Here is a 25,281-nt window from a genome sequence, read left to right as displayed (position 1 = left end):
GGGCCAGTCGCGCGTGCCCGCGGCGGTGGCGGCACTCCCGGAGCACGCTCTGGCCGGCGCGTTGCGTGACGTTGAGCTCGTCGACCGCGGCCTGATACTCCTCCAGCGGGAGCACGACCTGCCCGCAGGCACGGGCGAGCTGTGCCTTCGCCGCGGTGTCCGGGGCGGGATCGGCAGAGCTGCATCCCGCGACGAGGAACGGTGCCGACGTTCGAACGGTCGGTGCCGCCGAGAGGACTGCCGGACACCCCTCGCTCACGGCCGCACGAGCGGCAGGTGCGCGCCGAGGTCGGCCCGCACGCCCGAGGCGCGCACGCCGCCGGCCGCCGTCGCGTCCTCCCAGGTCGTCAGCCCCGTGGCCAGGGACAGCCATGTCACGGCGTCCATCTCCACGACGTTGGGCGGGGTGCCGCGTGTGTGCCGGGGCCCGGGGAGGCACTGGGCGACGCCGAAGGGCGGCACGCGCACCTCCACCGAGTTCCCGGGCACGCGGGTCGCCAGCTCCTCGAGCGCGAAGCGCACCGCCGTCGCCCGCGTGGGGCGCGGCAGCGCGGCGGCCGCCGCGGGGTCCTCCTCGTGGGCGCGTGCCCACGCCAGCAGCGCCGCGTGGCCCTCGACGACAGGCACCCGGCGGCGGGGCACGGAGCCGGTGGTCACGCCCGCGCCTCGAAGGCCGGCAGGACGTCCCCCACGAGGTCCCGCACCGGCGCGGCCAGGCGGATCTCACCGACCGGCTCACCCCGGCCGAGCACCGGGGGCACGACGGCGGCCAGCACGCCCGGCAGCGTCGCCCGGTCCACGTGGTCCGGGGCGAACCGGGCCAGCAGCGCGAGCGCGACCAGGTCGCCGGCCCGCGTGCCGCCGTCGAGCGCCTTGACGGCCACGGCCGTGCCGTCCGGCGCGGCCATGACGAGCACGCCGTCCGCGCCCGCCTTGGCGAGCAGGCCGAGCTCGCGCATCACCACGGTGTTGGAGCTCGTCTCCCCGTGGACGGCCCACGGGTGCTCGAGCATCGCGGTGGCGACGGCGGCCGCGTGCGGGTCCGCGTCGGCGCGGCCGGGTGCCGCGGCGACCCGCCCGATGCCGCGGGCCAGGCCCGCCAGCGAGATGACGGCGGCGGGGGCGCCGCAGCCGTCCACACCGGTGTGGGCCACCGGCTCGCCGCAGTATTCGGCGATCACCGCGTCCACCTCGCGCTGCAGGGGGTGCGCCGGGTCGAGGTACGTGGCGACGTCGTGCCCGGATGCCGCGCAGGCCGCGAGGAAGCCGGCGTGCTTGCCGGAGCAGTTGAAGGCCAGCGGGGTCGCGGCGGCGGCCTCGCCGTCGCGGCGGACCTGGGCCACGACCTCGGAGGTGTCCGCGGGCCAGGCCGGCGGACACCGCAGGGCGGACGCGTCGAGGCCGGCGTCCGCGAGCATGCGCTCGGCCAGCGCCTGGTGCCGGAGCGTGCCCCGGTGCGAGCCGCACGCGATGGACAGGGCCTCACCTGCCAGCGCCGCCCCGTGGCGCAGCGACGCGATGGCCTGGAACGGCTTCAGCGTGGAGCGCGGGTAGATCAGCGCGTCTGCGGGGCCGAGCCCGGCCAGCACCCGCCCGTCGGGGCCGGTCACGACGGCGGCGCCCGCCGTGCGGGACTCGACGAAGCCGTTGCGGACGGTCTCCACGAGCTCGACGGCGTCGGACAGGGCGAAGGTCTCGCCCGCGGGGGCGACGGTGGCGTGGGTCATGCGGTCCAGGGTAGCGAGGGCCCCAGACGCGCCGGGCGTCCGGGGCCGGTGGGCCGGGTCAGGTCCGGCGGCATCACCGGCTCACTCCGCGGAGAGCCGCCCGTCCACCATGGTCAGGGTGCGGTCCGTGGCGGAGAGGAACTCGTGGTCGTGCGTGACCATGAGCGTCGCCACCTGCTCCTCGCGGGTCAGCGTGCCCAGCAGGTCCACGACGGCGGCCGAGCGCTCGCGGTCCAGCGCGGAGGTGGGCTCGTCCACGAGCAGCAGCGTCGGCGAGGCCATCAGCGCGCGCACGATGTTCACGCGCTGCCGCTGACCGCCCGAGAGCTGGTGCGGGCGCTTGCCGGCCTGGTCGGCCAGGTCCACACGCTCGAGCAGCTCCAGGGCCCGCGCCTTGGCGGCCCTGCGGTCGGCGCGGGTGGCGTCACGGTCCAGGTGCACGGTCAGCTCCAGCTGCTCGGCCGCCGTGAGGGACGGGATGAGGTTGGGCTGCTGGAAGATCATGCCGATCTCCTGGCCGCGCAGCGCGGTGCGCTCCTTCCGGGACAGCCCGGCCATCTCGCGGCCGGCCACGGACACGCAGCCGGAGGTGGGCGTCACCAGGCCCGCGGCCACCGCCAGCAGGGAGGACTTGCCCGAGCCGGACGGGCCGACCATCGCGGTGAACGTGCCGGGGAGCAGGTCCAGGCTCACCTCGTCCAGGGCGCGCAGCACGCCGCGCTCGCCGTCCGGGTACTCCAGCACGAGGTCGCGCACGGACAGCGCGGGGGTGGCGTCGGCCGCGGCGGCGGGGCGCTCGCCGGCGACGCGGTGGGCGGCCGCGGCGGCCGGGGTGCGGAGGGCGTCGAGGTCGGCCTGCGGGGCGGTGAGGGTGGTCATGGGGAGGTCCTTTCTCCAGGCGGGGGCGAGGCGGAGCCGAGGGGGACGACGGCGCCGGGCGGCGCCGTCGTCGGGGCGGTCAGTTGCCGCCGAGGGCGACCAGCGGGTCGATCCGGGTGACGCGGTAGACCGCGACGACGGCGGCGAGCATGCCGAGCACGAGGACCCCGGCGGCGGGCACCGCGGTGGTGGCCCACGAGAGCTCGAACGGGACGGCCCGCCCCGCGAACGCGCCGACCACGGCGGCCAGCCCGGTGCCCACGGCCACGCCCCCGACGAGCACGAACGCGGCCTGCGCGAGCGAGTCCTTCAGCACCCAGCCGTTCGAGCCGCCGAGGGCCTTGAGCACCGCGATGTCGCGGGTGCGCTGCACCGTCCAGATGGACAGGAACGCGATCACCACGAGCGCCGAGATGCCGTACAGGAAGCCCTGCATGGTCATCAGGGAGCCGTTCTCGGACCGGTAGCTGGGCAGGGCGGCGTAGGAGCCCTTCACGGTCTCGGCGACGGTGCCCGCGGCGTCGTCACCGGCGGCGGCCACGGCGTCGACGTCGGCGCCGGCGTCGAAGCGCACCAGGCCGGCGGTGCCGAGCACCGCGTCGTCGGCGGTGTGCGAGATGGCGTTCCAGTCCTCGAGCGCCAGCCACGTCACGGGGGAGTGGGAGTAGTACTCGGTCGGCACGACGTCGGCCACGGTGTAGACGAAGCCGGAGACCGCGACGGCGTCACCCTCCTGCGCGTGGAGGGAGTCGGCCACGTCCTGGCTGAGCACGATCTGCCCGGGCTCGACGCCGGCCGGCGCGTCGGAGCCGCCCGGGGTGAGACCGATGAACGCGGTGGTGGCCACGCCGGTGGTGGGCTCGCCGGACACGTCCGCGCGGCCCTGCGGGTCCGTGTCCACGGGGTGCTCGAGGCCGATGGCCCGGCCCTGGCTCACACCGAGCGGCTCGACGGAGGCCACGCCGTCCGTGGCCGCCCACGCGTCGCGCTGGGCCACGGTGAACTCGGACTGGGTGAACGACGCGGTGGGCTCCTGGCCCGCCGCGCCGCCGAAGACCAGACGCTGCACGCCCTGCTCGCCGAGGCGGTCGATCGCGGCGGTGTTCTGCCCGCCCAGGCCGGCCGTGAGGCCGGAGAGCATGACGAGCAGCAGGCTGATGAGGGCCACCACGGAGCCCATGAGGGCGAACCGTCCGGTGGCGAAGCGGAGGTCGCGGAGTGCGAGGAACACGGGGCGCGTCCTTTCCTGGAGAGGTCTGTCCTGAGGTTGCCTCCACGGTCTCGCGCGGGCAGGGGTCGCCACATCGCCCGCGGCGGCTGGACCCGGTCAACCGAATGGTTGATTCCGGCGACGGGGCGGCGCGGCCCCGGGGCGGCGCGGCCCCGGGGCCGCGGGCCGTCGTCGCGTCCGGGGTGCGCCCTAGGGTGGAGCCATGTCCGTCGCACCCCGCGCCGCCGCGCCCACCGAGACCGGCACCACTGCCGTGCTCGCCGGCCTGCGCGTGGCCCTGCACGTCACGTTCGCCGCGCTGCTCACCGTGGGGCTGGCGCGCGCGCTCGCGGACCGGTCCCCGGAGGCGTCCTCCGGTCCGTTCCCGGCCACCACCCTGGTGCTGCTGACCGCCGCGCTGGCGGGCGTCTACCTGGCCGGGACCGTGCTGGAGCGGCGCCGGTGGGCCCGGGGCGACGACGTCGGCCGCGGTCCGGCGGTCGCCTGGCTGGCCCTGGTGCTGCTGCTGTGGGGCCTGCTCGTGGCCCACCACGGCGACTTCGCGTGGGTCGCCTTCCCCCTCTTCTTCGTCGTCCTGCACGTGGTCGACCGGGTGGCCCGGCAGGCGTGGGTGCGCCACGTGGTCGGGCCCGCGCTGGTGGTGGCGATGGCCGTCGTCGTGGTGGCCGGGATGGCGGCGGGCGCCGGTGGCGTGCGGGTGCCGGCCGTGATCGGTCCGCTGGTGGGCGCCGCCGTGGCCGTGGTGCTCTCCGGGGCGTACCGCGCCCTGCACGCCGAGTCCGAGCGCCAGCGTGCCGTGGCCGAGCAGCTGCGCGCCGCGCAGGCCGAGCTCGCGCGCACCGAGCACCGGGCGGGGGTGAGCGCCGAGCGGGAGCGGCTCGCCCGCGAGATCCACGACACCCTCACCCAGGGGCTGGCCTCGATCGTGCTGGTCTCGCGCGCGGCCCAGGACGCGCTCGACGCCGCCGACCCCGCCCTCGCCCGGCAGCGCATGGAGACCGTGCGCGCCACGGCCGCCGAGAACCTCGCCGAGTCCCGCCGCTTCGTCCGCGACCTGCGCGGCACCGGGGCGCCGTCCCTCATCGAGGCGCTCGAACGAGCGGTCACCGGGTTCGCCGACCGGCAGGCCGCCGCCGGGACACCCGTGGCCGCGGACGTCGAGGTCGTGGGCGAGCCGGTCGCGGTCGCCGAGGCCGTGGAGACCGCCGTGCTGCGAGCCGTGCAGGCCTCCCTGGCGAACGTCGGCGCCCACGCGGGCGCCCATCGCGCCCGCGTCACGCTGGGCTACCTCGGCGACGAGCTGACGGTGGACGTGGCCGACGACGGCGCGGGGTTCGACCCGGCCGTCGTCGCGGCCCGCGCCCGGGCCGGAGCCGCCGGTGCCGACCTGGGGGTGGGGACCGGCGTGGGACTGGCGAGCGTGCGCGAGCGCCTCGCGGCGGTGGGCGGCGAGGCCACCGTCGAGTCGGCCCCCGGCGAGGGCACCGTGGTGGCGCTGCGGGTGCCGCTGGTCGCCGCCGGGGCCGGCCGGAGCGCTGATCCCGAGCAGACCGAGAGCGAGGAGACCGCATGAGCGTGCGCGTGATGCTGGTGGACGACCACCCCGTGGTCCGGGCGGGGGTGCGGGCCGTCGTCGAGGCGCACCCGGACCTGACCGTGGTGGCCGAGGCCGCCGACGGGGCGGAGGCGATCGGCGTCCTGGAGGCGGGCGAGCCCGCGGTGGACGTCGTGCTGATGGACCTGCAGATGGGTGCGGGCATGGACGGCGTGACCGCCACCCGCGCCGTGCGGGAGCGGTGGCCGGGGGTGCAGGTGCTGATCCTGACGACCTTCGACACGGAGGCGGACATCCTCGCGGCCGTGAACGCGGGCGCCGCCGGCTACCTGCTCAAGGACGCCCCGAGCGAGGAGATCGCCTCGGCGGTGCGGCAGGCGGCGGCGGGACGCAAGGCGCTGGCCCCGCAGGTCGCGGCCACGCTGATGGGGCGCATGTCCGGCGGCTCCGAGGTGCTGTCCGAGCGGGAGATCCAGCTGCTCGAGCTGATCGCGCGGGGCGCCACGAACAAGGTGGCCGCGAAGGAGCTGTTCATCTCCGAGGCCACCGTGAAGACGCACCTGGTGCACATCTTCCAGAAGCTCGGCGTGGACAACCGCACCCGCGCCGTCGACGAGGCCCGGCGACGGCGCATCATCCGCTGACGGACAGGCCGGGGCGGCCGACCCTGGAGGGCCCAGCCCCGCTCAGCGGCGCCGCACGTACCGGGTGATCACCGCCGCGGCGACGGCCGCCAGCGCCAGCACGCCGAGCGCGGCGGGCAGGCTGAGGTCGCCGCGCTGGACGCCGAGCCCCCGCAGCGTCCAGAAGACGATCAGGGCGCACGTGAACATCACGCCGACGAACGTCCAGGCCGAGCGCAGCCCGGGTCCCAGCCCCGCGCCGGGCCGGTGGCGGGGGTCACGGGGGTCGCCGTCGTCGCCGGGCTGACCGTGGTGGAGGGGAGGCATCGTCATGCGCTCCACCGTAGGGGCCACGGGCCGGGCCGGGCCAGGGCCACCGCGTAGGCTTGAGGCTCGTGAAGACCCTTGTGCTCGGCAACGGCGGCCGCGAACACGCGCTGCTCACCGCCCTCTCCCGTGATCCGCAGGTCAGCGCCCTCCACGCGGCGCCCGGCAACGCCGGCATGGCCGACCTCGCCACCCTCCACGCCGTCGAGGCCACCAACCCGGCCGCCGTCGTGGAGCTCGCGCGCGAGCTGGGGGCCGACCTCGTCGTCGTCGGACCCGAGGCCCCGCTGGCCGCCGGCGTCTCCGACGCCCTGCGCGAGGCCGGGTTCGCCGTGTTCGGCCCCTCGCAGGCCGCCGCGCAGCTCGAGGCGTCCAAGGCCTTCGCCAAGGAGGTCATGGCCGCCGCGGGCGTGCCCACCGCCGGCTCCCGCGTGTGCACCACCGCCGCGGAGGCCGCCGCCGCCCTCGACGAGTTCGGCGCCCCGCACGTCGTCAAGGACGACGGTCTGGCCGCGGGCAAGGGCGTCGTGGTCACCTCCGACCGCGCCGAGGCCCTCGCCCACGCCGAGGCCTGCTTCGCCGCCGGCGGCACCGTGGTGATCGAGGACTTCCTGGACGGCCCCGAGGTCTCCCTCTTCGTGATCTGCGACGGCGAGGCCGCCGTCGCCCTCACCCCCGCCCAGGACTTCAAGCGCATCCACGACGGCGACGCCGGCCCCAACACCGGCGGCATGGGCGCGTACACGCCGCTGCCGTGGCTGCCCGAGGGCTTCACGGACGAGGTCATGGACCGCGTGGCCCGCCCCGTGCTCGCCGAGATGGCCCGCCGCGGCACCCCGTTCACGGGCGTGCTGTTCTGCGGCCTGGCCGTGACCGCCGAGGGCGTGGAGGTCATCGAGTTCAACGTGCGCTTCGGCGACCCCGAGACCCAGGCCGTGCTCGCCCGCCTCGAGACGCCCCTGGGCGGGCTGCTCGCCGACGCCGCGGCCGGCCGGCTCGGCGCGGACCGTCGACTCGAGTGGAGCGACGACGTCGCCGTGGACGTGGTCATGGCCTCGGCCGGCTACCCGGCCTCCTCCTCGACGGGCGACGTGATCACCGGGCTGGCCGACGCGGCCGGCCTCGAGGGCGTGCACGTGATCCACGCGGGCACCGCGGTGTCCGGTGAGGACGTGGTGACGGCGGGCGGCCGGGTGCTGGCCGTCGTCGGGCGCGGGGCGGACCTGGCCCAAGCGCGCGAGCGCGCCTACGCGGGCGTCGAGCGCATCCGGTTCGACGGCGCCCAGTGGCGCACGGACATCGGACTCAAGGCCGAGCGCGGCGAGATCACCGTGCCGGGGACGGAGGGAGCGAAGTGAGCGGGGAGCGCGTGGGGTTCACGGGGGCCGAGGCCCTCGAGCTGCCGGGCTGGCGGCACGTCTACTCGGGCAAGGTGCGGGACCTGTACGAGCCCGCTGACGCCGAGCCGGGACGGTCCGCGACGCTGCTCGTGGTGGCCTCCGACCGGATCAGCGCCTACGACCACGTGCTGGAGCCGCCGATCCCGGACAAGGGCACCATCCTCACCCGGCTGACCCTGTGGTGGTTCGAGAAGCTGGCCGAGGGCTACAACGGGGCCCACGCCGAGCCGGTCGAGCACCACGTGGTGGGCACGGACGTGCCCGCGGCCGTGGCCGGGCGGGCGATGGTCGTCAAGCGCCTGGACATGTTCCCCGTGGAGTGCATCGCCCGCGGCTACCTGACCGGCTCCGGCCTGGCCGAGTACCGCGCGTCGGGCACGGTGGCCGGCCTGCCGCTGCCCGCCGGGCTCGTGGACGGCTCGCGGGTCGACCCGCCGATCTTCACGCCGTCCGCGAAGGCCGAGGTCGGCGAGCACGACGAGAACATCACGTTCGAGCAGATGGTCGAGCGCGTGGGCACCGAGGCCGCCGAGCGCCTGCGGTTCCTCACCCTGGACCTGTACGCCCGCGCCGAGGCGATCGCCCGCGAGGCCGGCATCATCCTGGCGGACACGAAGGTCGAGTTCGGCGTGGACCCGGCCACCGGCCAGGTGGTGCTGGGCGACGAGGTCCTCACCCCGGACTCCTCCCGGTTCTGGGACGCCGAGGACTACGAGCCCGGCCGCCCCCAGGCGAGCTTCGACAAGCAGTTCGTCCGCGACTGGCTCACGGGCCCCGACTCCGGCTGGGACAAGACCAGCGGGGAGGCCCCGCCGGAGCTGCCCGCCGACGTCGTGGCCAAGACGCGCGACCGCTACGTGGAGGCGTACGAGCGCCTGACGGGCCGCCCCTTCGACGCCTGACCCGGACTTTCGAACGTGAGATATGTCCTCTCTCACGTTCGAAAGTCCCCATTCGCCCGATTTCACGTTCGAAAGTCCGGGGAGGGGCGGGGCGGGGCGGCTCCTGCACAGGGGCCCGGCCCCGCACAGGAGGGGGTCGGACGCCCGCCCACGACGACGGCGCCCGCATCCTGGCCGCATGCCACGCCGCCCCGCACCCCTTCCGCCAGCCCTCGCCGGCCGCGTCTTCACCCGGCGCGAAGCCCTGGACCGCCTCTCCCTCTCCTCCGACCGGCTGCGCAGCCTCGACCTGCGCCAGGTCACCCACGGGGCACACCGCGCGGTCGTCGACGTGCCGGGGTCGTGGGCCGCGCTCGGATACCCCCGCCCCGTGGCGGCCCTGCCGCCGGAGGAGGCCGCTGTCGTGGTGGCTCTGACCCGTGGGGTCGCCTCGCATCTGACGGCGGCGCGGCTGCACGGGCTCGTCCTGCCGTGGTGGGCCGAGGAGGACACACGGGTGCACGTGAGCCGGCCGCACCGCACGGGTCGGACGGGGCGCGCGGGCGTCGCCTGCCACGGACGCACGGTGCCGGCCGAGGACCGCGTGGAGGTGCACGGGGTCCCGGTCACCTCGCTCGAGCGGACGTGGGTGGACCTCTGCTCCCTGCTGCGGCCGGATCAGGTGGCGGACGCCGTCGTCGCGGGGGACGCGCTCGTGAACCGTCCGTGGGTGGACGGGTCCCGACTCCCGCCGCGCACGACGGCGTCGCGGCTCTCCGCGGCGCTGGAGCGGGCGGGCCGGTTCAAGGGCGTGCGGGTGGCTCGGGCCGCGCTGGCGCTGATCCGGGTGGGGGCGGACTCGCCTCCCGAGACGCGACTGCGGCTGGCGCTCCTCGACGCCGGCCTCCCCGAGCCGCGCCTGCAGGCGCAGCTGGTCTCACCGGCGGGGGAGCGGACCGACGCGGACATGGTGGTCGAACGGTCCCGCGTGGCCCTCCACTACGACGGCGGCCACCATCGCACGCCGGAGCAGCAGCGACGCGACGCACGGCGGGACCGTCTCTGGCAGGAGGCCGGCCACCTGTCCATCACGGTGATGGGCGCCGACCTGGCCGAGGACTTCCGGACCGTGGTGGCCGCCGTCGTCCGCCACGACCGGGCCGCGCGGGCGACCTCCACCATCTCCGCTCCCGCCCCCGCCGCAGGACTTTCGAACGTGAAATCGGGCGAATGGGCACTTTCGAACGTGGGATAGGCCCTCTCTCACGTTCGAAAGTGCCCGGCCCGGGGCCCATCAGGCGAGTGAGTCCTCCCAGGCCCGGTGCAGCGCCGCGAACCGCCCGTCGGCCGCCACCAGCTCGGCGGGGCTGCCGTCCTCGACAATCCGGCCGTCGTGCATCACGAGCACCCGGTCGGCGGTCTCGACGGTGCTGAGCCGGTGGGCGATGATCAGTGCCGTCCGGTTCCCCAACAGCCGCTCCAGCCCGGCCTGCACGAGTCGCTCGCTCGGCAGGTCCAGCGACGACGTCGCCTCGTCCAGGATCAGCACGGCGGGGTCCGCGAGGAACGCCCGCGCGAACGACACGAGCTGCCGCTGTCCCGCGCTCAGCCGCCCGCCGCGCTTGGCGACGTCGGTCGCGTAGCCCTCGGGCAGCCCCAGGATGAAGTCGTGCGCCCCCACCGCCCGGGCGGCCGCCTGGATCTCGGCCTCGGTGGCGTCGGGCCGGCCGAGGGCGATGTTCTCCGCGATCGACCCGGAGAACAGGAACGCCTCCTGGGTCACCATCACCACGTTGCGCCGCAGATCCGCCTGGCTGAGCTCGCGCAGCTCCACCCCGTCCAGCGTCAGCGAGCCGGCAGAGACGTCGTAGAACCGGGCGATGAGCTTGGCCAGCGTCGACTTGCCCGCACCCGTCTGGCCCACCACGGCCACGGTCTGCCCGGCCGGGATCACGAGGTCGAACTCCGGCAGCACCACCCGGTCCGGTCCGTAGCTGAACACCGCGTCCCGGAACTCCACCCGCCCGGACGCCACGCCCGTCCCCGGAGCGTCGGCCCCGGGCAGCGGCGTGGGCTCGGCGGCCTCCACCACGGTGGGCTCCTCCTCGAGCAGGCCGGAGACCTTCTCGAGCGCCGCCGTCGCGGACTGCAGCGACGAGTAGAACATCGCCACCATCTCCATGGGCTGGAACACGCGCCGTCCGGCCAGCAGGAGCGCCACGAGCACCCCCACCTCGAGGTCGCCGTCGAGGACGCGCAGGCCCCCGGTCACGAGCAGCGCCGCCACCGTCAGGTTGCCCGTCGCCACGAGCACCGGCTGCAGGATGCCGAACAGGTTGAGCGTGGCCACCATGTCGTCCCGGTAGGCCGTGGCCAAGTCGCGGTACCGCGCGTCGTTGTCCCGTTCCCGCCGGAAGGCCTGGACCGCGCGGATGCCGGTCATGGTCTCCACGAAGTGCACGATCGACCGCGCCGAGGACACCCGTGACCGCCGGTACGCCTCCTCGGACCGCACCTGGTACCAGCGCGTCACGATCGCCACCGGCACGGCCGCGCCCAGCAGCACGAGGAACGACGGCGGGTCCAGCAGCAGGATGGACGCCGCGGTGAACGACATGAACATCAGCCCGGACACGAGCGAGGACACGCCCTGGTCCAGCAGCTCCCGCAGCGCCTCCAGGTCCGAGGTCTGCCGCGAGATCACCCGCCCGGACGTGTACCGCTCGTGGAAGCCGAGGCTCAGCCGCTGCGTGTGCCGGAACACGCGCAGCCGCAGGCTCAGCAGCATGGCCTGGCTCGCCCGCGCGGTGAGCCACGTGTACGCCCCCAGGAGGCCGCCGGAGATGAGGGCCGCCGCCACGTACGCCCCGCCCACGGGGACGAGGATGGGCCAGACGGATTCGCCGGCCCGCACGGCCTCGACGACGCGCGGCAGCTCCGCGTCGATCGCCCAGGCGATGATCAGCGGCCCGGCCGCCCGCGCCGCGTTGGACACGAGCACGAAGACCACGGTGAGCAGCAGCGTCCCCCGGACCGGCCGCGCGAGCTCGCCGAGCAGGCGGAAGGATCGGCGCCGGATGTGGCGGCGCTCCGCGCGGGTGTAGTCGAGGTCCTCTTCGGCCCCCACGCCGCGCACGCGGCTCACGTCGGCGGCGCTCATGCCTGCTCCTCCGGTCGGCTCGAGATGATGTGCCGGTACACGGCGCTGCGGGCCAGCAGTTCGGGGTGCGTCCCCACGTCCTCGATCCGCCCGTCCGCCAGCACCGCGACCCGGTCCGCGAGGGCCACGGTGGAGGGACGGTGCGCCATGATCAGGGTGGTCGTCCCGTCGAGGACCTCGCGCAGGCGCGCGGTCACGGCCTCCTCGGTGCGCACGTCGAGGGCGGAGAGGGGGTCGTCCAGCACGAGCACGTCCGGGCGTGCCGCGATCGCGCGGGCGAGGGCGATCCGCTGGCGCTGTCCGCCGGAGAGGCTGAGGCCCTCCTCGCCGATCTCGGTCTCGACGCCGTCCGCCAGGTCCGCCACGAAGCCCGCCTGCGCGGTCTCGAGCGCGAGGTCGAGCAGGGCGTCCGCCGCGGGGGAGTGGAGGCCGTCCGCGAGCACGTCCGCCGGGGCGCCGAGCAGCACGTTCTGCCGGATGGTCGCGGAGAACAGCGTGGCGTCCTCGAATGCCACGGACACCCGCCGGCGCAGCTCCTCGAGCGGCATCCGGCGCACGTCCATCCCGTCCACGCAGACGGAGCCCGCCGTGACGTCGAGCAGCCGGGGGACCAGCTGCAGCAGCGTCGACTTGCCGGCGCCGGTCGCGCCGACCAGGGCCATCGTCTCGCCGGGCACCAGCTCGAGGTCGACGCCGTCGAGCAGGTCGCGCTCCCCGCGCCCCGGGTCCGCGTCCGGCCAGCGGAAGCGCACCCCGCGGAACGCGAGCGCGCCGGTGGCCGGGGGCACGACGGCGGCCTCCCCGGTGGGCGAGGCGATGTCCACGGGCGTGGCGAGGACGTCCACGTGGCGGTCGATCGCCGTGCGGGCCGAGAGCGTCATGCCCATCAGCTGGCCCACCGACTCGACCGGCCCGGCCAGCACGGCCGCGGTGGCGAAGTAGGCGGCGAGCGCGCCCACCGTCAGCTCCCCGGTCGCCACGAGCCACAGGCCCAGGGCGAGGCCCAGGCCCAGCACCGTCTCCGGCAGGGCCACGATGAGCGCGATGAACCGGGCCAGCACCGAGGCCTTGTGCACCTCGGTGCCCTGCAGCGTGCGGGCGCGCCCGCGGAAGCCGTCGAGGGCGTGCGCGCCGCGGCCGAACGCCTTGAGGACGCGGATGCCGTGCACCGACTCCTCGACGGACGTGGCGAGGTCCCCGGCCTGGTCCTGGGAGAGCCGGGACGCGGCGCGGAAGTCGTTGCGGAACCCGAACGACGCCCACATGATCGGCACGGCCGCGGCGAGGTAGAGCAGGGCCAGCTGCCAGGACAGCAGGAACAGCAGGACGAGGCCGACGGCGATGGTCACCACGTCCACCACGAGCATGACCGAGCCGAACGCGATCCACCGCCGCAGCAGCGAGAGGTCGCCCTGGGCCCGGGAAAGCAGCTGCCCCGAGGGCCACGCGTCGTGGAACGCCACCGGCAGGCGCTGGAGCCGTTCGAACAGGGCGATGCGCGCCCGGTTCTCCACCCCGGCGGCCGGCGGGAGGATGAAGTACCGGCGCAGGCCGATGAACGCGGCCTCGGCGAGGCCGAGCACGGTGAGCAGGCCGGCGGCCCGCCACACGTCCGCGCGGGAGTCGGGGGAGGAGGGCCCGGCGAGCACAGTCTGCGTGAACACGGTGTCCACGAGCAGGTGGATGACCTGCGGGATGGCCAGGGCCACGAGGCCCGCCGCCGTGGCCGAGGCGAGCCCGAGCACCCAGCGCGCCCGCACGCCCTCGAGGTACGGTGCGATCCCGCCCAGGGCGTCACGCAGGGACGAGGCGGCGGGAGAGGTGGCGCGGGTCACGGGGCTCCACTGTACCCGCGGCCGCGGACGGGACAGGCGGCTCAGCCCCGCGGGACCAGGTCCAGCACCACGGCCTCGGGCCGGCACGCGAACCGCACGGGCGCGGACGGCGCGGTCCCCAGGCCGGCCGACACCTCGAGGGGGACGGTCCGCCCCGCGGCCGTCCACGTCGAGACCCCGGAGGCCTGTCGGCGGGGCAGGTCGCAGTTGGTGACGAGCGCGCCGAGGAACGGCACGCACACCTGCCCGCCGTGGGTGTGGCCGGCGAGCAGCAGGTCGGCGCCGTCGGCGGTCATGGCGTCCAGCACGCGGCGGTACGGGGCGTGGGTGACGCCCAGCCGGAACCGCCCGTCGTCGCCGGGCCGCCCGGCGCCGTCGTCGGGCGCGGAGCCGGGGAAGCCGGCCCAGGCGTCCAGACCGAGGTGCGGGTCGTCGGTGCCGGCGGCGAGGACCTCGAGCGTGGTCCCGGCGCGGGTCGGCACGGCCAGAGCGGCGCCCCGGTTCGTCAGGTCGGCCCAGCCGGCGGCGCGGAACGCGCCGAACAGGACGTCGGAGGGAAGCCGGGGCCGGTCCGCGTCCATGCGCGAGGGGCCCGCGAAGTACCGGAGGGGGTTGGCCGCCTTGGGCGCGTAGTAGTCGTTGGAGCCGGGCACGAACACGCCGGGCCGCGCCAGCAGCGGCCCGAGCGCGTCGAGCACGAGCGGCACCGACGCCGCGGCGGACACGTTGTCACCCGTGTTGACCACGAGGTCCGGCTCGAGTGCATCCAATCCGCGCAGCCACGCCCGCTTGGCCCGGTGCCGGGGCAGCAGGTGGATGTCCGAGAGGTGCAGCACCCGCAGCGGCGCCGACCCGGCCGGCAGCACGGCCAGTCGGTGCGTGCGCACCGTCCGGGCCTCGGCCTCGGCGAGGCCCCAGGCCAGGCCGAGGCCCGCCGTCGCGGCCAGCCCGGCGGCGGCAGGCGCTGCGGCGCGGAACATGCGCCGGGCGGGGGAGGCGGCGGGGCGCATCGCGGTCAGAAGCCCGGGACCGCCTGGGGCTGCGGCCCGCCCCGGTCCAGGTCGTCGATGGTGAACTGGCGTCCGTCCGGGTGCTCGCCGGCCTCGCCCGGGTCCTCCGACTGCGGGCCGTCCCACTCGGGCAGTTCACCCGGCGGGAACTTCTCCTTGGCCAACTGGTTGTACTCGAGCCAGGACGGGCCGTTGATGGAGGTCGAGTAGAACGGGTTGCGGACCTCGCCGTTGACGGTCTCGCCCGTCATGGACTTCAGGTTGTTGTAGCGGCCGGTCCACACGGCGGTGGCCAGCTCGCTGGTGAATCCGACGAACCACGTGGAGGACACGTTGTCGTTCGTGCCCGTCTTGCCGCCGAACTCGTAGCCGGCGCCCTCCTCGGCGATGTTGAAGCCGCCGATGTGGCGCAGGACCGGCATCAGCTCCCGGACGTGGTCCGGGTCGATGACCTGGTCGCACTGCGGGTCGGCGACGTCGTACTGGTTGCCGGCGGTGTCCGTGACCTCCAGGATGGCGCGCGGCTCGCAGTACAGGCCGTTCGCGGCGATGGCGGCGTACGCGCCGGCCAAGGACAGCGGGGCCACCGAGTCCTTGCCGAGCAGGAAGGACGGGTCGTCCGGCTGCAGCGGGGAGCTGTCCAGGGCGCGGGTGATGCCCAGCTGGGTGGTGAGGCTCGTGATGTCGCACAGGTCCAGCTGGTACGCGGTGGCGACGGTCGGGGTGTTCACGGACCAGAAGAGGCCCTCGTCCACGCGCACCTGCCGCAGCATGCCCGGGATCACGTTCTTGAACTGCCAGGTGCCGCCGATCGTGGTGTAGCCGCCCGGGCGGCACGAGGCCGCGAAGCGCGTGCCCGTGGGGTAGACGTTCCGGGAGGCGTCCACGGAGTCGACCAGGCGGTTGCCGTTGCGCAGCCACGTCAGGGCCACGAAGGGCTTGAGCGTGGAGCCGGCCTGGAAGCCCTGGCCGCCGCCCCACTGCTTGTCCACATTGAAGTTCAGCGAGGTGTGGCCGAGCTCGTCCTGGATGGCGTACTCGGTGTTCTGGGCCATGGTGCGGATGTTGCCGGTGCCGGCCTCCACCGAGGTGAGCGCGTGGCCGGCGCCCAGCGACTCGTTGTTGGGCACGGAGGCGCGCAGGTTCTTCTCGGTCTCCTTCTGGAGCGTCGAGTCGATCGTCGTGCGGATGGTGAGTCCGCCGCGGTCCAGCAGGGCCTGGCGGGACTGGACGTCCGGGCCGAACGTGGGGTCGGCGAGGATCTGCCGCTCCACGTAGTCGCAGAAGTAGGCGCCGAACTTGGCGTAGAGGCAGCCCGAGGGGCGGGACTCCATCACCACCTCCATCGGCTGGGCGACGGCGTGGTCGTACTCCTCCTGGGAGAGGTAGCCGTTGTCCTTCATCGCGTTCAGCACGAGGTTGCGCCGCTCCGTGGCCTCCTCCGGATTGCGGGCCGGGTTGAACCGGGTGGGGGACTGGACCATGCCGGCCAGCGTGGCGGCCTCCCAGCTCTCCAGGTCGGCGGCGGACTTGCCGAACACGTACTGCGAGGCGGCCTCGACGCCGTAGGCGCGGCCGGAGAACAGCACGATGTTGAGGTAGCCCTCGAGGATCTCGTCCTTCGACATCTGCTTCTCGACGGCGACGGCGAGCTTGATCTCCTTGACCTTGTCCGCGATGTTCTTGGAGCCGGAGAGGGTGAGGCGGGAGTCGCCGCGGATCTGCTGCACGTTCACCAGCATGTTGTTCACGAACTGCTGGGTGAGGGTGGAGGCGCCCTGCGTGGAGTCGGAGGTGGCGTTGTTCACGGTCGCGCGGATGAGGCCGCGCGCGTCCACGCCGTCGTGATCGTAGAAGCGCTCGTCCTCGATGGCCACGATCGCGTGCTGCATGTGCTCCGAGATCTCGTCCAGCGGGACCGGGGTGCGGTTCTCCTCGTAGAAGACGGCGATCTCCTCACCGTCCTCCGAGAGGATGCGCGACGGCACGGAGACCGGCTCCGTGGGCAGCTCGTCCGGCAGCTCGTCCAGCATCTCCCGGCCCGACGCGGCGGCGACACCGGCCAGGCCCGCGACGGGCAGCAGGAGGGCCGCCACGAGCAGGCCGGCCACCGCCGAGAGGCCCACGAAGGCGAGGAGGCGGCCGAGGGCGCTCGAGGGCGCGGGGAAGCGGGTCGTGCGGGAGGCCATGGGCGCGAGTGTAGCGCGGGCGCCTGGGACCTCTTCCGGGGTCCGCGCCGGTGGCTAGGGTGGGTCCCATGACTCAGCAGACGCAGTGGGAGTACGCCACGATCCCCCTCCTCATCCACGCGACCAAGCAGATCCTCGACCAGTGGGGCGAGGACGGCTGGGAGCTCGTCACGGTGATCCCGGGCCCCGAGGGGAACAACCCCGTGGCCTACCTCAAGCGTCCGAAGGCGGCGTGAACGTGACGGAGCAGTCCTCGGCCCCCACCTGGGGCGACGGCGCCGTCGCGGCCCGCCTCGCGGAGCTCGGCATCGACCGACCCGCCGTCGCGGCGCCGGTCGGCTCCTACGTCCCGGCGCTGCGGGACGGCGACCTCGTGCTGACCTCCGGCCAGCTCCCCTTCGTGGCCGGCGCCCTGCCCGCCACCGGCAAGGTGGGCGCGGAGGTCACCCCCGAACGCGCCCAGGAGCTCGCGCGGGCATGCGCCGTGAACGCGGTGGCCGCGGTGCACGAGCTGGTGGGCGACCTGGACCGGGTCGCCCAGGTCGTCAAGGTCGTCGGCTTCGTGGCCTCCGACCCCGCGTTCACCGGTCAGCCCGGCGTGGTGAACGGCGCCTCGGACGTGCTGGCCGAGATCTTCGGCGAGGCCGGCCGCCACGCGCGCTCCGCCGTCGGCGTGGCCGTGCTGCCCATGGACGCTCCCGTCGAGGTGGAGATCACCGTCCGTGTCCGCTGACCCGGCCGGCCTGCTGCTGCCGGTCCCGGGGCAGGAGGAGGACCTCACCCGCCAGTGGCTGGACCGGCGCTTCCGCCAGGTCCGCCCCGCCCGGCCCGGGTCGTTCGTCGTGCTCGTGCGGGACGGCGACGACGGCCCGGAGGTCTTCCTCCGTCACCGCGCGGGACGCACCCCGCTCGGCCGCGTGGGTCTGCCCGGCGGCGCGCTCATCGAGTCCGACGCCGACTCCTGCCCGTGGTACGGGCCCGAGCCCTCCCAGTGGGCCCGCACGTTCGGGACCACGGACCGGCGGCGTGCGCGGCAGCACGTGGTGGCCGCCGTCCGTGAGCTCCACGACGAGGCCGGAGTGCTCCTCGCCGGTCGCTCCGACACGGACGTCGTGTCCACGGCGCGCATCGAGACCTGGGGCGGGGGCCGCAGCTCCCTCGAGGAGGGCTCGGAGAGTCTGCCCCATCTGCTGGCCGCGCGTGGCCTCGGGGTGCGCGCCGACCTGCTGCGCCCCGTCATGCGCTGGCGATCCGCGCCCCACGTCCACCGACGCTTCGACACGGCCGTGTTCGCCACGATGACCCCACCGCTGCAGTCCGCGCCGGCATCCGAGGAACCCGGTCCCGAACTTCAGGCGTGGGTGTCCGCGCGTCGCGCGCTCGCCGGCCCGCTGCGGCTGCCCGGACCCGCCGGGGCGGAGGGCACGGCACCCTTCGACCAGGTGGCGACCCCGCTGACGCAGGTGATCGTGCGTCGGGTCGCGGCACACCGGACGGCCGCCGCCTTCCTGCTCTCCGTCACGCCCTGTGCCCGGCGCGGCCCCGTGCCGGAATACCACCTGGTCACCGAGGCCGGCGACGACGGCACCCCCCGGATGCGCGTGGAGCGGGCCACCCGGGTCTGACCGGGGTGGCCCGCTCCACGGCGGCGGGGGGCGTCAGCGCGAACGCTGGCGCAGACGCTGCAGGTCCAGGATGACCACGGCGCGGTTCTCCAGGCGGATCCAGCCGCGCTGAACGAACTCGGCCAGGGCCTTGTTCACGGTCTCGCGGGACGCGCCCACCAGCTGGGCGAGCTCCTCCTGCGTGAGGTCGTGCGCCACCAGCAGGCCGTCCGCGGCCGGGCGGCCGAAGCGGTCCGCGAGGTCCAGGAGCGCCTTGGCCACGCGGCCCGGCACGTCCGAGAACACCAGGTCCGCCAGGGATTCGTTGGTCTTGGACAGGCGCTGGGCCAGGGCCTGGAGCAGCTGGACCGACACGTCCGGCGACGAGGCGATGGCGCGGCGCAGGTTCTCGTGGCGCAGACCGGCCAGGCGCGTGGCGGAGACCGCGGTGGCGGTGGCGTTGCGCGGGGCGGGGTTGAACAGGGCCATCTCGCCGAAGATCTCGCCGGGGCCGAGCACGGCCACGAGGTTCTCGCGGCCGTCCGAAGCGGTGCGGCCGAGCTTGATCTTGCCGGACATGATCACGTACAGCTGATCGCCCTGGTCGCCCTCGTGGAACGCGGACGCGCCGCGGGAGAGCTCCACCTCGGTCAGCTCCGAGGTGAGGATGGCGAACACCTCGTCGTCCAGGTTGGTGAACAGCGGAGCCTTCCGCAGAACCTCGAGATCCATGTGTGCGTGTCCTCTCTGTGGGCAGTTCCTCACACCGCGGCGGAGGAGCCGCCCGGTTCACTGGCGTCCATTGTGCCCCATACCCCCGTGCGGGCCGATACCCTGGATCCTCGACCGGGCGCGCGGGCGGTCCCCGTGCGTGGCCGGTGCCGTCGCATCCGAAGGAGGTCGCCCATGCCGCTGGGTCTGACGTGGCTGGACGTCCTGCTCATCGTCGCGCTCGCGATGCTCCTGGTCCAAGGTCACCGTCGTGGCCTGTGGGTGGTGCTGGGCAACCTCGTCGGCCTGGTCGGCGGTGCCGCGATCGCGTTCTACGCCCTGCCGGAGGTGGCGGAGTTCGTCACCGCGCCGCAGTGGCGGTGGGCCGCGCTGATCGCCACCCTCGTCCTGCTCGTGGCGGCGGGCCAGTACGTGGGCGCCGCCATCGGCGAGGCGATCCGGCTGCGCGTGAACCTGCCGGCCCTGCGACTCGTCGACCGCCTGCTCGGCGCGCTCGCCGCCGGTCTCGCGGGCGCCCTCGTCCTCTGGCTCGTGGCGTTCTCCATCGCGGCCTCCGGCTCCACCGCGGTCACCCGTGAGGTGAACCGCTCGCAGGTGATCACGGCGCTGGACACCGTGATGCCCGACTCGCTCCTGGCCTGGGCCGCCCGCTCGCGCTCCGCCGTCGCCGACCTGGACGTGCTGCCGGAGCTCGAGCTGCCCGCCCCCGTCCCGGAGTCCGACGACGGCGTCCGCGCCGCCCCGGCCCCGGCCGCGACGCCGGGTCTGCCCTCGGCCGCCTCCTCCCCGTCCGACACCGCGACGTCCGCCCCGTCCGCCTCGGCGACCCCCGAGGAGCCCGACGACGCCGCCGCGCCGTCGGCCACGACGACCGCCCCCGCCTCGTCGACGTCGACGGCCGCCCCCTCGACTCCCGCCGCCTCCTCGGCGTCGGCCGCCGTCGTCCGGCTGACCGGGACGGCCGCGCAGTGCAGCCAGGTGCAGAGCGGCTCGGGCGTGGCCGTGGCCCCGGACCGCGTGCTCACGAACGCGCACGTGGTCCTCGGCGTGGACGCCCCCACCGTGACGGACCGCGCCCGCGGCGTGCACGCGGCGCGGATCGTCCACCTGGACACGGCGCACGACCTCGCCGTCCTGGCGGTCGACGACGCGAACCTGCCCGTCATGCCGGTCGGCGCCGAGCTGACGGGCGGCGCGTCGGCCTCCGTCCTGGGCTATCCCGACGGCGGCCCGTTCGCCTCCACCCCCGCGACCGTGCAGGCCGTCGGCGAGGTGCCGCTCGGCGACGTCCTGACCGGTGCCGCGAGCATGGTGGACGTCTACACCCTCGCGGCGGACATCCGCCACGGCTACTCGGGCGGCCCGGTGGTGGACACGGCCGGGAACCTGGCCGGTCTGGTGTTCGCCCGGGCCCCGGGCTCGGACGCCGTCGGCTACGCCCTGACGGCGGACACCATCGCCCCCGTCGTCGCCGCGGCCCCGGAAATGACGGCCACGGTCCCTTCGGGGGACTGCGTCCCGGGCGGCTGAGCCGGCGCCGCGCCACGCGCCTGATGCCCGCATTCCGGACCGGACTGTCCGGCAACGGCCCGTGTCGACTATTGTGTCCTCCGTCACACTCGAGTTTTTCCCGACCCCCGGAGGTCCTGCATGTCCAGCACCGTCTCCGCGCCCGCGTCGGCGCCGAAGCGCACCCGGGAGGAGTTCACCGGCCGGTGGGCCTTCATCCTGGCGGCCATCGGCTCCGCCGTGGGCCTCGGCAACATCTGGCGCTTCCCCTACGTCGCCTATGAGAACGGCGGCGGCGCGTTCGTCATCCCCTACCTGATCGCGCTGCTCACCGCGGGCATCCCGCTGCTGTTCTTCGACTACGCGATCGGCCACCGCTTCCGCGGCTCCGCGCCGCTGGCGTTCCGGCGCCTGTCCCGGTGGACCGAGACCGTCGGCTGGTGGCAGGTGCTCATCTGCGTCGTCATCGGGATCTACTACGCCGCGATCATCGGCTGGGCGATCATGTACACCTGGTTCTCCGTGGACCAGCGGTGGGGCGACGACCCGGAGACCTTCCTCATGGGCGACTACCTGCAGGTCGCCGACGACCCGTCCCCGTCCTTCGACGTCGTCTCGGGCGTCTTCTGGCCCATGCTCGCCGTCTGGGTGATCACGCTGCTCATCATGGGCTTCGGCGTGCGCCGGGGCGTGGCCCTGGCCTCGATGGTCGGCATCCCGCTGCTCGTCGTGATGTTCCTGATCCTCGTCGGCATCGCCCTCACCCTGCCGGGCGCCGCCCAGGGCCTGGACGCGCTGTTCACGCCGAACTGGGCCGCGCTGGCGGACCCGGGCGTCTGGATCGCCGCCTACGGTCAGATCTTCTTCTCGCTGTCCGTCGGCTTCGGCATCATGATCACCTACGCTTCCTACCTCAACCGCCGCACGAACCTCACCGGCTCCGGCCTGGTGGTCGGCTTCTCCAACTCGGGCTTCGAGATCCTGGCCGGCATCGGCGTGTTCTCCGCCCTGGGCTTCATGGCGCAGGCCTCCGGCGTGTCCGTGGCCGAGGTGGCCGGCAGCGGCATCGGCCTGGCGTTCATCGCCTTCCCCACCCTGATCTCGCAGGCCCCGCTCGGCGCCCTGATCGGCGTGCTGTTCTTCGGCTCGCTCGTGGTCGCCGGCTTCACCTCGCTGATCTCGATCCTCGAGGTCGTCATCTCCGCCGTGAAGGACAAGCTCGGCTGGGGCCGCTGGACGGCCACGATCGTGGTGATCGGCCTGTCCGGGGTGGTCTCCCTCGCCCTGTTCTCCACCACCACGGGCCTGCAGATGCTGGACACCATGGACGCGTTCGCCAACAACTTCGGCATCGTGGGCGCGGCGCTCCTGTCGGTGCTCCTGGTCACCGGTGCGCTGGGCTCGGCCCGTCGCATCACGGCGCACCTCAACGCCGTCTCCTCCTTCAAGGTCGGCCGCGGGTACGTGCTGCTGATCGGCGTGCTCATGCCGATCGTGCTCGCCTACATCTGGCTCTCCTGGATCATGAAGGTGATCGCGGAGGGCTATGAGGGCTACCCGGGCGACTTCCTCGGCGTCTTCGGCTGGGGCATCGCGCTCGGCTCCGTCGCCCTGGCGATCCTGCTCTCCCTGATCCCGTGGTCCCGCAAGTCCAACCTCTACGCCGAGGACCTGGACAGCGAGATCCACGGCGACCTCATCCCGCACAACGCCGTGCCCGAGGGCACCGTCCCCACCGGCGCCCTGCCGGTGGTGCCCGCGGCCGCCACCCGGAAGGAGCTCTGACCGATGAGCACCGCAGCGATCGTCATGATGTCCCTGGCCATCCTCCTGGTGTGGGGCGGCCTCGCGGTCTCCGCCGTCCACCTGCTCCGCCACCCGGACGACTCCTCGGGCGACCTCGCCATCGAGGACGAACTGGCCCCCGCCGTGTGGGAGCGCGAGGATGGCCGTCTCGACGCGCAGCACCGGTGAGTCGATGAGGGCCCCCGGTCCGTCCGCAGCGGCCCCGTCCGCGGCCTCGGTCGCCGACGGGGCCGCGGGCGTGGTCTCCGCCTCCCTGCCGGTCGTGGCGGTGGACGGGAGCCTGCCGGCCCCGCCCTACCGGCAGATCGTGGACGCGGTCCTGGCCGGCGTCGCCTCCGGATCCCTCGCCCGCGGGGACCGACTGCCGCCCGTGCGTGCGCTCGCGGCCGAGCTCGGCGTGGCACCGGGCACCGTGGCCCGGGCCTACAAGGAGCTCGAGGCGCACGGCACCATCCGCACCCGGGGGCGCGCGGGCACGTTCGTGGCCGCCTCGGCGGACGCCCGCGCGGACGCCGCGCACCAGGCCGTGCGCCGCTGTCTCGACACCCTGCTCGAACGCCTCGGCTACACGCCCGACGAGGCCGTGGAGCTGGTCCGGCGGGACGCGGCCGCCCGCGCCTGAGCCGGGCCCGCCCACCGACGACGCCGCCCCGGACCGCACGCAGCGTGCGGACCGGGGCGGCGTCGTCGTGCCGGCTCAGGCCTTCGGGGCGAGCGTCTCCACGATGCGCTGCATGACCGTGGGGTCGGCCAGCGTGGTGGAGTCGCCCGGGTCGCGGCCCTCGGCCACGTCCTTGAGCAGGCGGCGCATGATCTTGCCGGAGCGCGTCTTGGGCAGCTCGGGGACCACGAGCACGCGCTTGGGCTTGGCGATGGGGCCGATGTTCTTGCCCACGTGCTGCCGCAGCTCCTCCTCGACCTCGGCGACGTCGCGATCGGCCGCGGCGGCGTCCTCGGTGAGCAGGACGAACGCGACGACCGCCTCGCCCGTGGTCTCATCCTTCGCGCCGACCACCGCGGACTCGGCCACGGACGGGTGCGCCACGAGGGAGGACTCGATCTCGGTGGTGGACAGGCGGTGGCCGGAGACGTTCATGACGTCGTCCACGCGGCCCAGCAGCCAGATGTCGCCGTCCTCGTCGTAGCGGGCGCCGTCGCCGGCGAAGTACATGCCGGGGAAGCGGGACCAGTAGGTCTCCTTGAAGCGCTCCCGGTCGCCCCAGATGCCGCGCAGCATGGACGGCCACGGCTCGCGCACCACGAGGAAGCCCGCGCTCGTGTCCGTCATGGGCTCGCCGAGCTCGTCCACGACCTCCAGCACGACGCCGGGCACCGGCCTCTGGGCGGAACCGGGCTTGAGGGTGGTCACGCCGGGCAGCGGGGTGAGCATGTGGGCGCCTGTCTCGGTCTGCCACCAGGTGTCCACGATGGGGCAGCGGCCGGCGCCGATGACCTCGTGGTACCAGCGCCAGGCCTCCGGGTTGATGGCCTCGCCCACGGAGCCGAGCACGCGCAGGCTGGAGAGGTCGTACTCGTCCGGGATGTGCCGGCCCCACTTCATGAACGTGCGGATCGCCGTCGGCGCCGTGTAGAGGATGCTCACGCCGTACTTCTGCACGATCTCCCACCAGCGGCCCTGGTGCGGGGAGTCCGGGGTGCCCTCGTAGATCACCTGGGTGGCGCCGTTGACCAGCGGCGCATAGGCGACGTAGGAGTGCCCGGTGACCCAGCCGACGTCGGCGGTGCACCAGAAGACGTCCGACTCCGGGTGCAGGTCGAAGGTGTCGTGGTGGGTGGCCGCGGCCTGCACGAGGTAGCCGCCGGTGGTGTGCAGGATGCCCTTCGGCTTCCCGGTGGTACCGGAGGTGTAGAGGATGTAGAGCGGGTGCTCGGCGTCGTGCCACACGAGCTCGTGCTCGTCGGACTGGGCGTCCACGACGTCGTGCCACCACAGGTCGCGGCCCTCGGTCATCTCGACCTCGGCCTCGTTGCGGCGGACCACGAGCACGTGCTCGGCGGTGTGGCCGGGCGCGGAGAGGGCCTGGTCCACGGCGGGCTTGAGCATGGAGGGCTTGCCGCGGCGGAAGGAGCCGTCGGCCGTGACGACGAGCTTGGCCTCGGCGTCGTCCACGCGGGAGCGCAGGGCGTCGGAGGAGAAGCCGCCGAAGACCACGGAGTGGACCGCGCCGATGCGCGCGCACGCGAGCATCGTGATGACGGCCTCCGGGATCATCGGCAGGTAGACGGCCACGCGGTCTCCCTTGGTCACGCCGAGGGACTCGAACGCGTTGGCGGCGCGCCGGACCTCGGCGGCCAGGTCGGCGTAGGTGTAGGTCCGGGTGTCGCCGGGCTCGCCCTCGAAGTGGATGGCCACGCGGTCGCCGTGGCCGGCCTCGACGTGGCGGTCCAGGGCGTTGTACGCGGCGTTGGTGGTGCCGCCGACGAACCACTTCGCGAAGGGCGCGTCGGACCAGTCCAGGACGTCGGTGAAGTCCTGCTCCCAGTGCAGGATCTCGCGGGCGCGGCGGGCCCAGTAGGCCAGGCGGTCCTCGGCGGCCTCCTCGTAGAGGTCGGCTCCGGCCACCGCCTGGGCGGCGAACTCGGTCGGGGGCGGGAACGTGGGGATCTGCTCGTCCATCGACGGGGTCCTTTCGGGGTGGTGCGGTCGGTGCGCGGCACGGATGTGACGCGTCCCACACTAGTCTCCCGCCTCAGCATGCCGCGCGCGGCGTCGTCGCCACAAATCCTCGGGTCCTGTGTGTCGCATCGCACCCAGAAGCGGGGGCCGGACGCGGTGCGGACGTCGGCATGTG

General features: G+C 74.4%; 23 protein-coding genes. 12 read left to right on the top strand and 11 right to left on the bottom strand.

All coding sequences use genetic code 11. The features are described 5' to 3' along the window. Positions 1-255: 255 nt before the first annotated feature. The 4 genes from AC0VX2_RS09475 to AC0VX2_RS09460 all read right to left on the bottom strand — a co-directional run bounded on the left by AC0VX2_RS09475 (position 256) and on the right by AC0VX2_RS09460 (position 3,837). A complete protein-coding gene (locus tag AC0VX2_RS09475) occupies positions 256-657 on the bottom strand; it encodes a sterol carrier family protein (protein WP_036314253.1) in 402 nt (133 codons plus the stop codon). After that, the gene (locus AC0VX2_RS09470) at positions 654-1,727 is read right to left on the bottom strand and encodes an asparaginase (RefSeq protein WP_049146831.1); all 1,074 of its coding nucleotides are present in this window, start codon (positions 1,725-1,727) and stop codon (positions 654-656) included. Before AC0VX2_RS09470 ends, AC0VX2_RS09475 begins: the two co-directional genes overlap by 4 nt. Before the next feature lie 81 nt (positions 1,728-1,808). Continuing rightward, on the bottom strand, positions 1,809-2,606 hold the full coding sequence (locus AC0VX2_RS09465) for an ABC transporter ATP-binding protein (protein ID WP_041103971.1): 798 nt from the start codon (positions 2,604-2,606) through the stop codon (positions 1,809-1,811). Positions 2,607-2,685: 79 nt separating this feature from the next. After that, positions 2,686-3,837, bottom strand: coding sequence for an ABC transporter permease (locus AC0VX2_RS09460; protein WP_049146829.1), 1,152 nt, complete (start codon positions 3,835-3,837; stop codon positions 2,686-2,688). A gap of 202 nt (positions 3,838-4,039) precedes the next feature. Here AC0VX2_RS09460 and AC0VX2_RS09455 point away from each other — a divergent pair, with 202 nt between their 5' ends. After that, entirely contained in the window at positions 4,040-5,410 is a 1,371-nt protein-coding gene (locus AC0VX2_RS09455; RefSeq protein WP_119217828.1) for a sensor histidine kinase, read from the top strand. Beyond that, positions 5,407-6,036, top strand: coding sequence for a response regulator (locus tag AC0VX2_RS09450; RefSeq protein ID WP_060973807.1), 630 nt, complete (start codon positions 5,407-5,409; stop codon positions 6,034-6,036). Before AC0VX2_RS09455 ends, AC0VX2_RS09450 begins: the two co-directional genes overlap by 4 nt. 42 nt (positions 6,037-6,078) lie before the next feature. On the opposite strand, the gene AC0VX2_RS09445 is transcribed toward AC0VX2_RS09450, so the two are convergent. Then, positions 6,079-6,348 carry a hypothetical protein gene (locus tag AC0VX2_RS09445; RefSeq protein ID WP_020624424.1) on the bottom strand — a complete coding sequence of 90 codons (270 nt, stop codon included), beginning with the start codon at positions 6,346-6,348 and terminating at the stop codon, positions 6,079-6,081. 62 nt (positions 6,349-6,410) lie between these two features. Here AC0VX2_RS09445 and purD point away from each other — a divergent pair, with 62 nt between their 5' ends. From purD to AC0VX2_RS09430, 3 genes are all read left to right on the top strand, one after another. Continuing rightward, positions 6,411-7,700, top strand: coding sequence for a phosphoribosylamine--glycine ligase (gene purD / locus AC0VX2_RS09440; RefSeq protein ID WP_049146825.1), 1,290 nt, complete (start codon positions 6,411-6,413; stop codon positions 7,698-7,700). Continuing rightward, a complete protein-coding gene (locus AC0VX2_RS09435; RefSeq protein WP_070708987.1) occupies positions 7,697-8,644 on the top strand; it encodes a phosphoribosylaminoimidazolesuccinocarboxamide synthase in 948 nt (315 codons plus the stop codon). The genes purD and AC0VX2_RS09435 overlap by 4 nt, the downstream gene beginning before the upstream one ends. Before the next feature lie 178 nt (positions 8,645-8,822). Further along, a complete protein-coding gene (locus AC0VX2_RS09430; protein ID WP_069941148.1) occupies positions 8,823-9,878 on the top strand; it encodes a hypothetical protein in 1,056 nt (351 codons plus the stop codon). A 39-nt stretch (positions 9,879-9,917) separates the two neighbouring features. Here the strand turns inward: AC0VX2_RS09430 and AC0VX2_RS09425 are convergent, their stop codons facing one another. Genes AC0VX2_RS09425 through AC0VX2_RS09410 form a run of 4 tightly spaced genes read right to left on the bottom strand, consistent with a single transcriptional unit; the run spans position 9,918 to position 16,817 of the window. After that, positions 9,918-11,783 (bottom strand): ABC transporter ATP-binding protein, encoded by a 1,866-nt coding sequence (locus AC0VX2_RS09425; RefSeq protein ID WP_101966071.1) that lies wholly within the window; start codon positions 11,781-11,783, stop codon positions 9,918-9,920. Then, the gene (locus AC0VX2_RS09420; RefSeq protein WP_101966072.1) at positions 11,780-13,618 is read right to left on the bottom strand and encodes an ABC transporter ATP-binding protein; all 1,839 of its coding nucleotides are present in this window, start codon (positions 13,616-13,618) and stop codon (positions 11,780-11,782) included. Before AC0VX2_RS09420 ends, AC0VX2_RS09425 begins: the two co-directional genes overlap by 4 nt. A gap of 41 nt (positions 13,619-13,659) precedes the next feature. After that, the gene (locus AC0VX2_RS09415) at positions 13,660-14,628 is read right to left on the bottom strand and encodes a metallophosphoesterase (RefSeq protein WP_036314271.1); all 969 of its coding nucleotides are present in this window, start codon (positions 14,626-14,628) and stop codon (positions 13,660-13,662) included. Positions 14,629-14,633: 5 nt separating this feature from the next. Next, entirely contained in the window at positions 14,634-16,817 is a 2,184-nt protein-coding gene (locus AC0VX2_RS09410) for a transglycosylase domain-containing protein (protein ID WP_102708561.1), read from the bottom strand. A 68-nt stretch (positions 16,818-16,885) separates the two neighbouring features. Here AC0VX2_RS09410 and AC0VX2_RS09405 point away from each other — a divergent pair, with 68 nt between their 5' ends. The 3 genes from AC0VX2_RS09405 to AC0VX2_RS09395 are packed head-to-tail and all read left to right on the top strand — an operon-like array spanning position 16,886 to position 18,442. Further along, the gene (locus tag AC0VX2_RS09405; protein ID WP_010080276.1) at positions 16,886-17,053 is read left to right on the top strand and encodes a DUF4177 domain-containing protein; all 168 of its coding nucleotides are present in this window, start codon (positions 16,886-16,888) and stop codon (positions 17,051-17,053) included. Next, positions 17,050-17,550 (top strand): RidA family protein, encoded by a 501-nt coding sequence (locus tag AC0VX2_RS09400; RefSeq protein ID WP_020628330.1) that lies wholly within the window; start codon positions 17,050-17,052, stop codon positions 17,548-17,550. The genes AC0VX2_RS09405 and AC0VX2_RS09400 overlap by 4 nt, the downstream gene beginning before the upstream one ends. Then, positions 17,540-18,442 (top strand): NUDIX hydrolase, encoded by a 903-nt coding sequence (locus tag AC0VX2_RS09395; RefSeq protein WP_102708562.1) that lies wholly within the window; start codon positions 17,540-17,542, stop codon positions 18,440-18,442. The genes AC0VX2_RS09400 and AC0VX2_RS09395 overlap by 11 nt, the downstream gene beginning before the upstream one ends. Before the next feature lie 33 nt (positions 18,443-18,475). Here AC0VX2_RS09395 and AC0VX2_RS09390 read toward each other — a convergent pair whose 3' ends face one another. After that, a complete protein-coding gene (locus AC0VX2_RS09390; protein WP_002854021.1) occupies positions 18,476-19,153 on the bottom strand; it encodes a Crp/Fnr family transcriptional regulator in 678 nt (225 codons plus the stop codon). 174 nt (positions 19,154-19,327) lie between these two features. Here AC0VX2_RS09390 and AC0VX2_RS09385 point away from each other — a divergent pair, with 174 nt between their 5' ends. The 4 genes from AC0VX2_RS09385 (at position 19,328) to AC0VX2_RS09370 (ending at position 23,090) form a co-directional block, all read left to right on the top strand. Further along, positions 19,328-20,683, top strand: a complete 1,356-nt coding sequence (locus AC0VX2_RS09385; protein WP_041103985.1) for a MarP family serine protease — start codon at positions 19,328-19,330, stop codon at positions 20,681-20,683. A 120-nt stretch (positions 20,684-20,803) separates the two neighbouring features. Next, positions 20,804-22,447, top strand: a complete 1,644-nt coding sequence (locus AC0VX2_RS09380; RefSeq protein ID WP_041103987.1) for a sodium-dependent transporter — start codon at positions 20,804-20,806, stop codon at positions 22,445-22,447. Between the two features lie 3 nt (positions 22,448-22,450). Then, complete coding sequence (locus tag AC0VX2_RS09375; protein WP_049144840.1) at positions 22,451-22,636, top strand: methionine/alanine import family NSS transporter small subunit; 186 nt, start codon at positions 22,451-22,453, stop codon at positions 22,634-22,636. Beyond that, positions 22,608-23,090, top strand: coding sequence for a GntR family transcriptional regulator (locus tag AC0VX2_RS09370; RefSeq protein WP_049144842.1), 483 nt, complete (start codon positions 22,608-22,610; stop codon positions 23,088-23,090). Before AC0VX2_RS09375 ends, AC0VX2_RS09370 begins: the two co-directional genes overlap by 29 nt. 75 nt (positions 23,091-23,165) lie before the next feature. Here AC0VX2_RS09370 and acs read toward each other — a convergent pair whose 3' ends face one another. Further along, on the bottom strand, positions 23,166-25,106 hold the full coding sequence (acs, locus tag AC0VX2_RS09365; protein ID WP_061867654.1) for an acetate--CoA ligase: 1,941 nt from the start codon (positions 25,104-25,106) through the stop codon (positions 23,166-23,168). Between the last annotated feature and the right edge of the window lie 175 nt (positions 25,107-25,281).

It is taken from the genome of Micrococcus sp. iso_239 (genome assembly GCF_056173395.1).
Note: the sequence above shows the minus strand (reverse complement) of the source record. Positions and strands in the feature narration are given on the sequence as shown.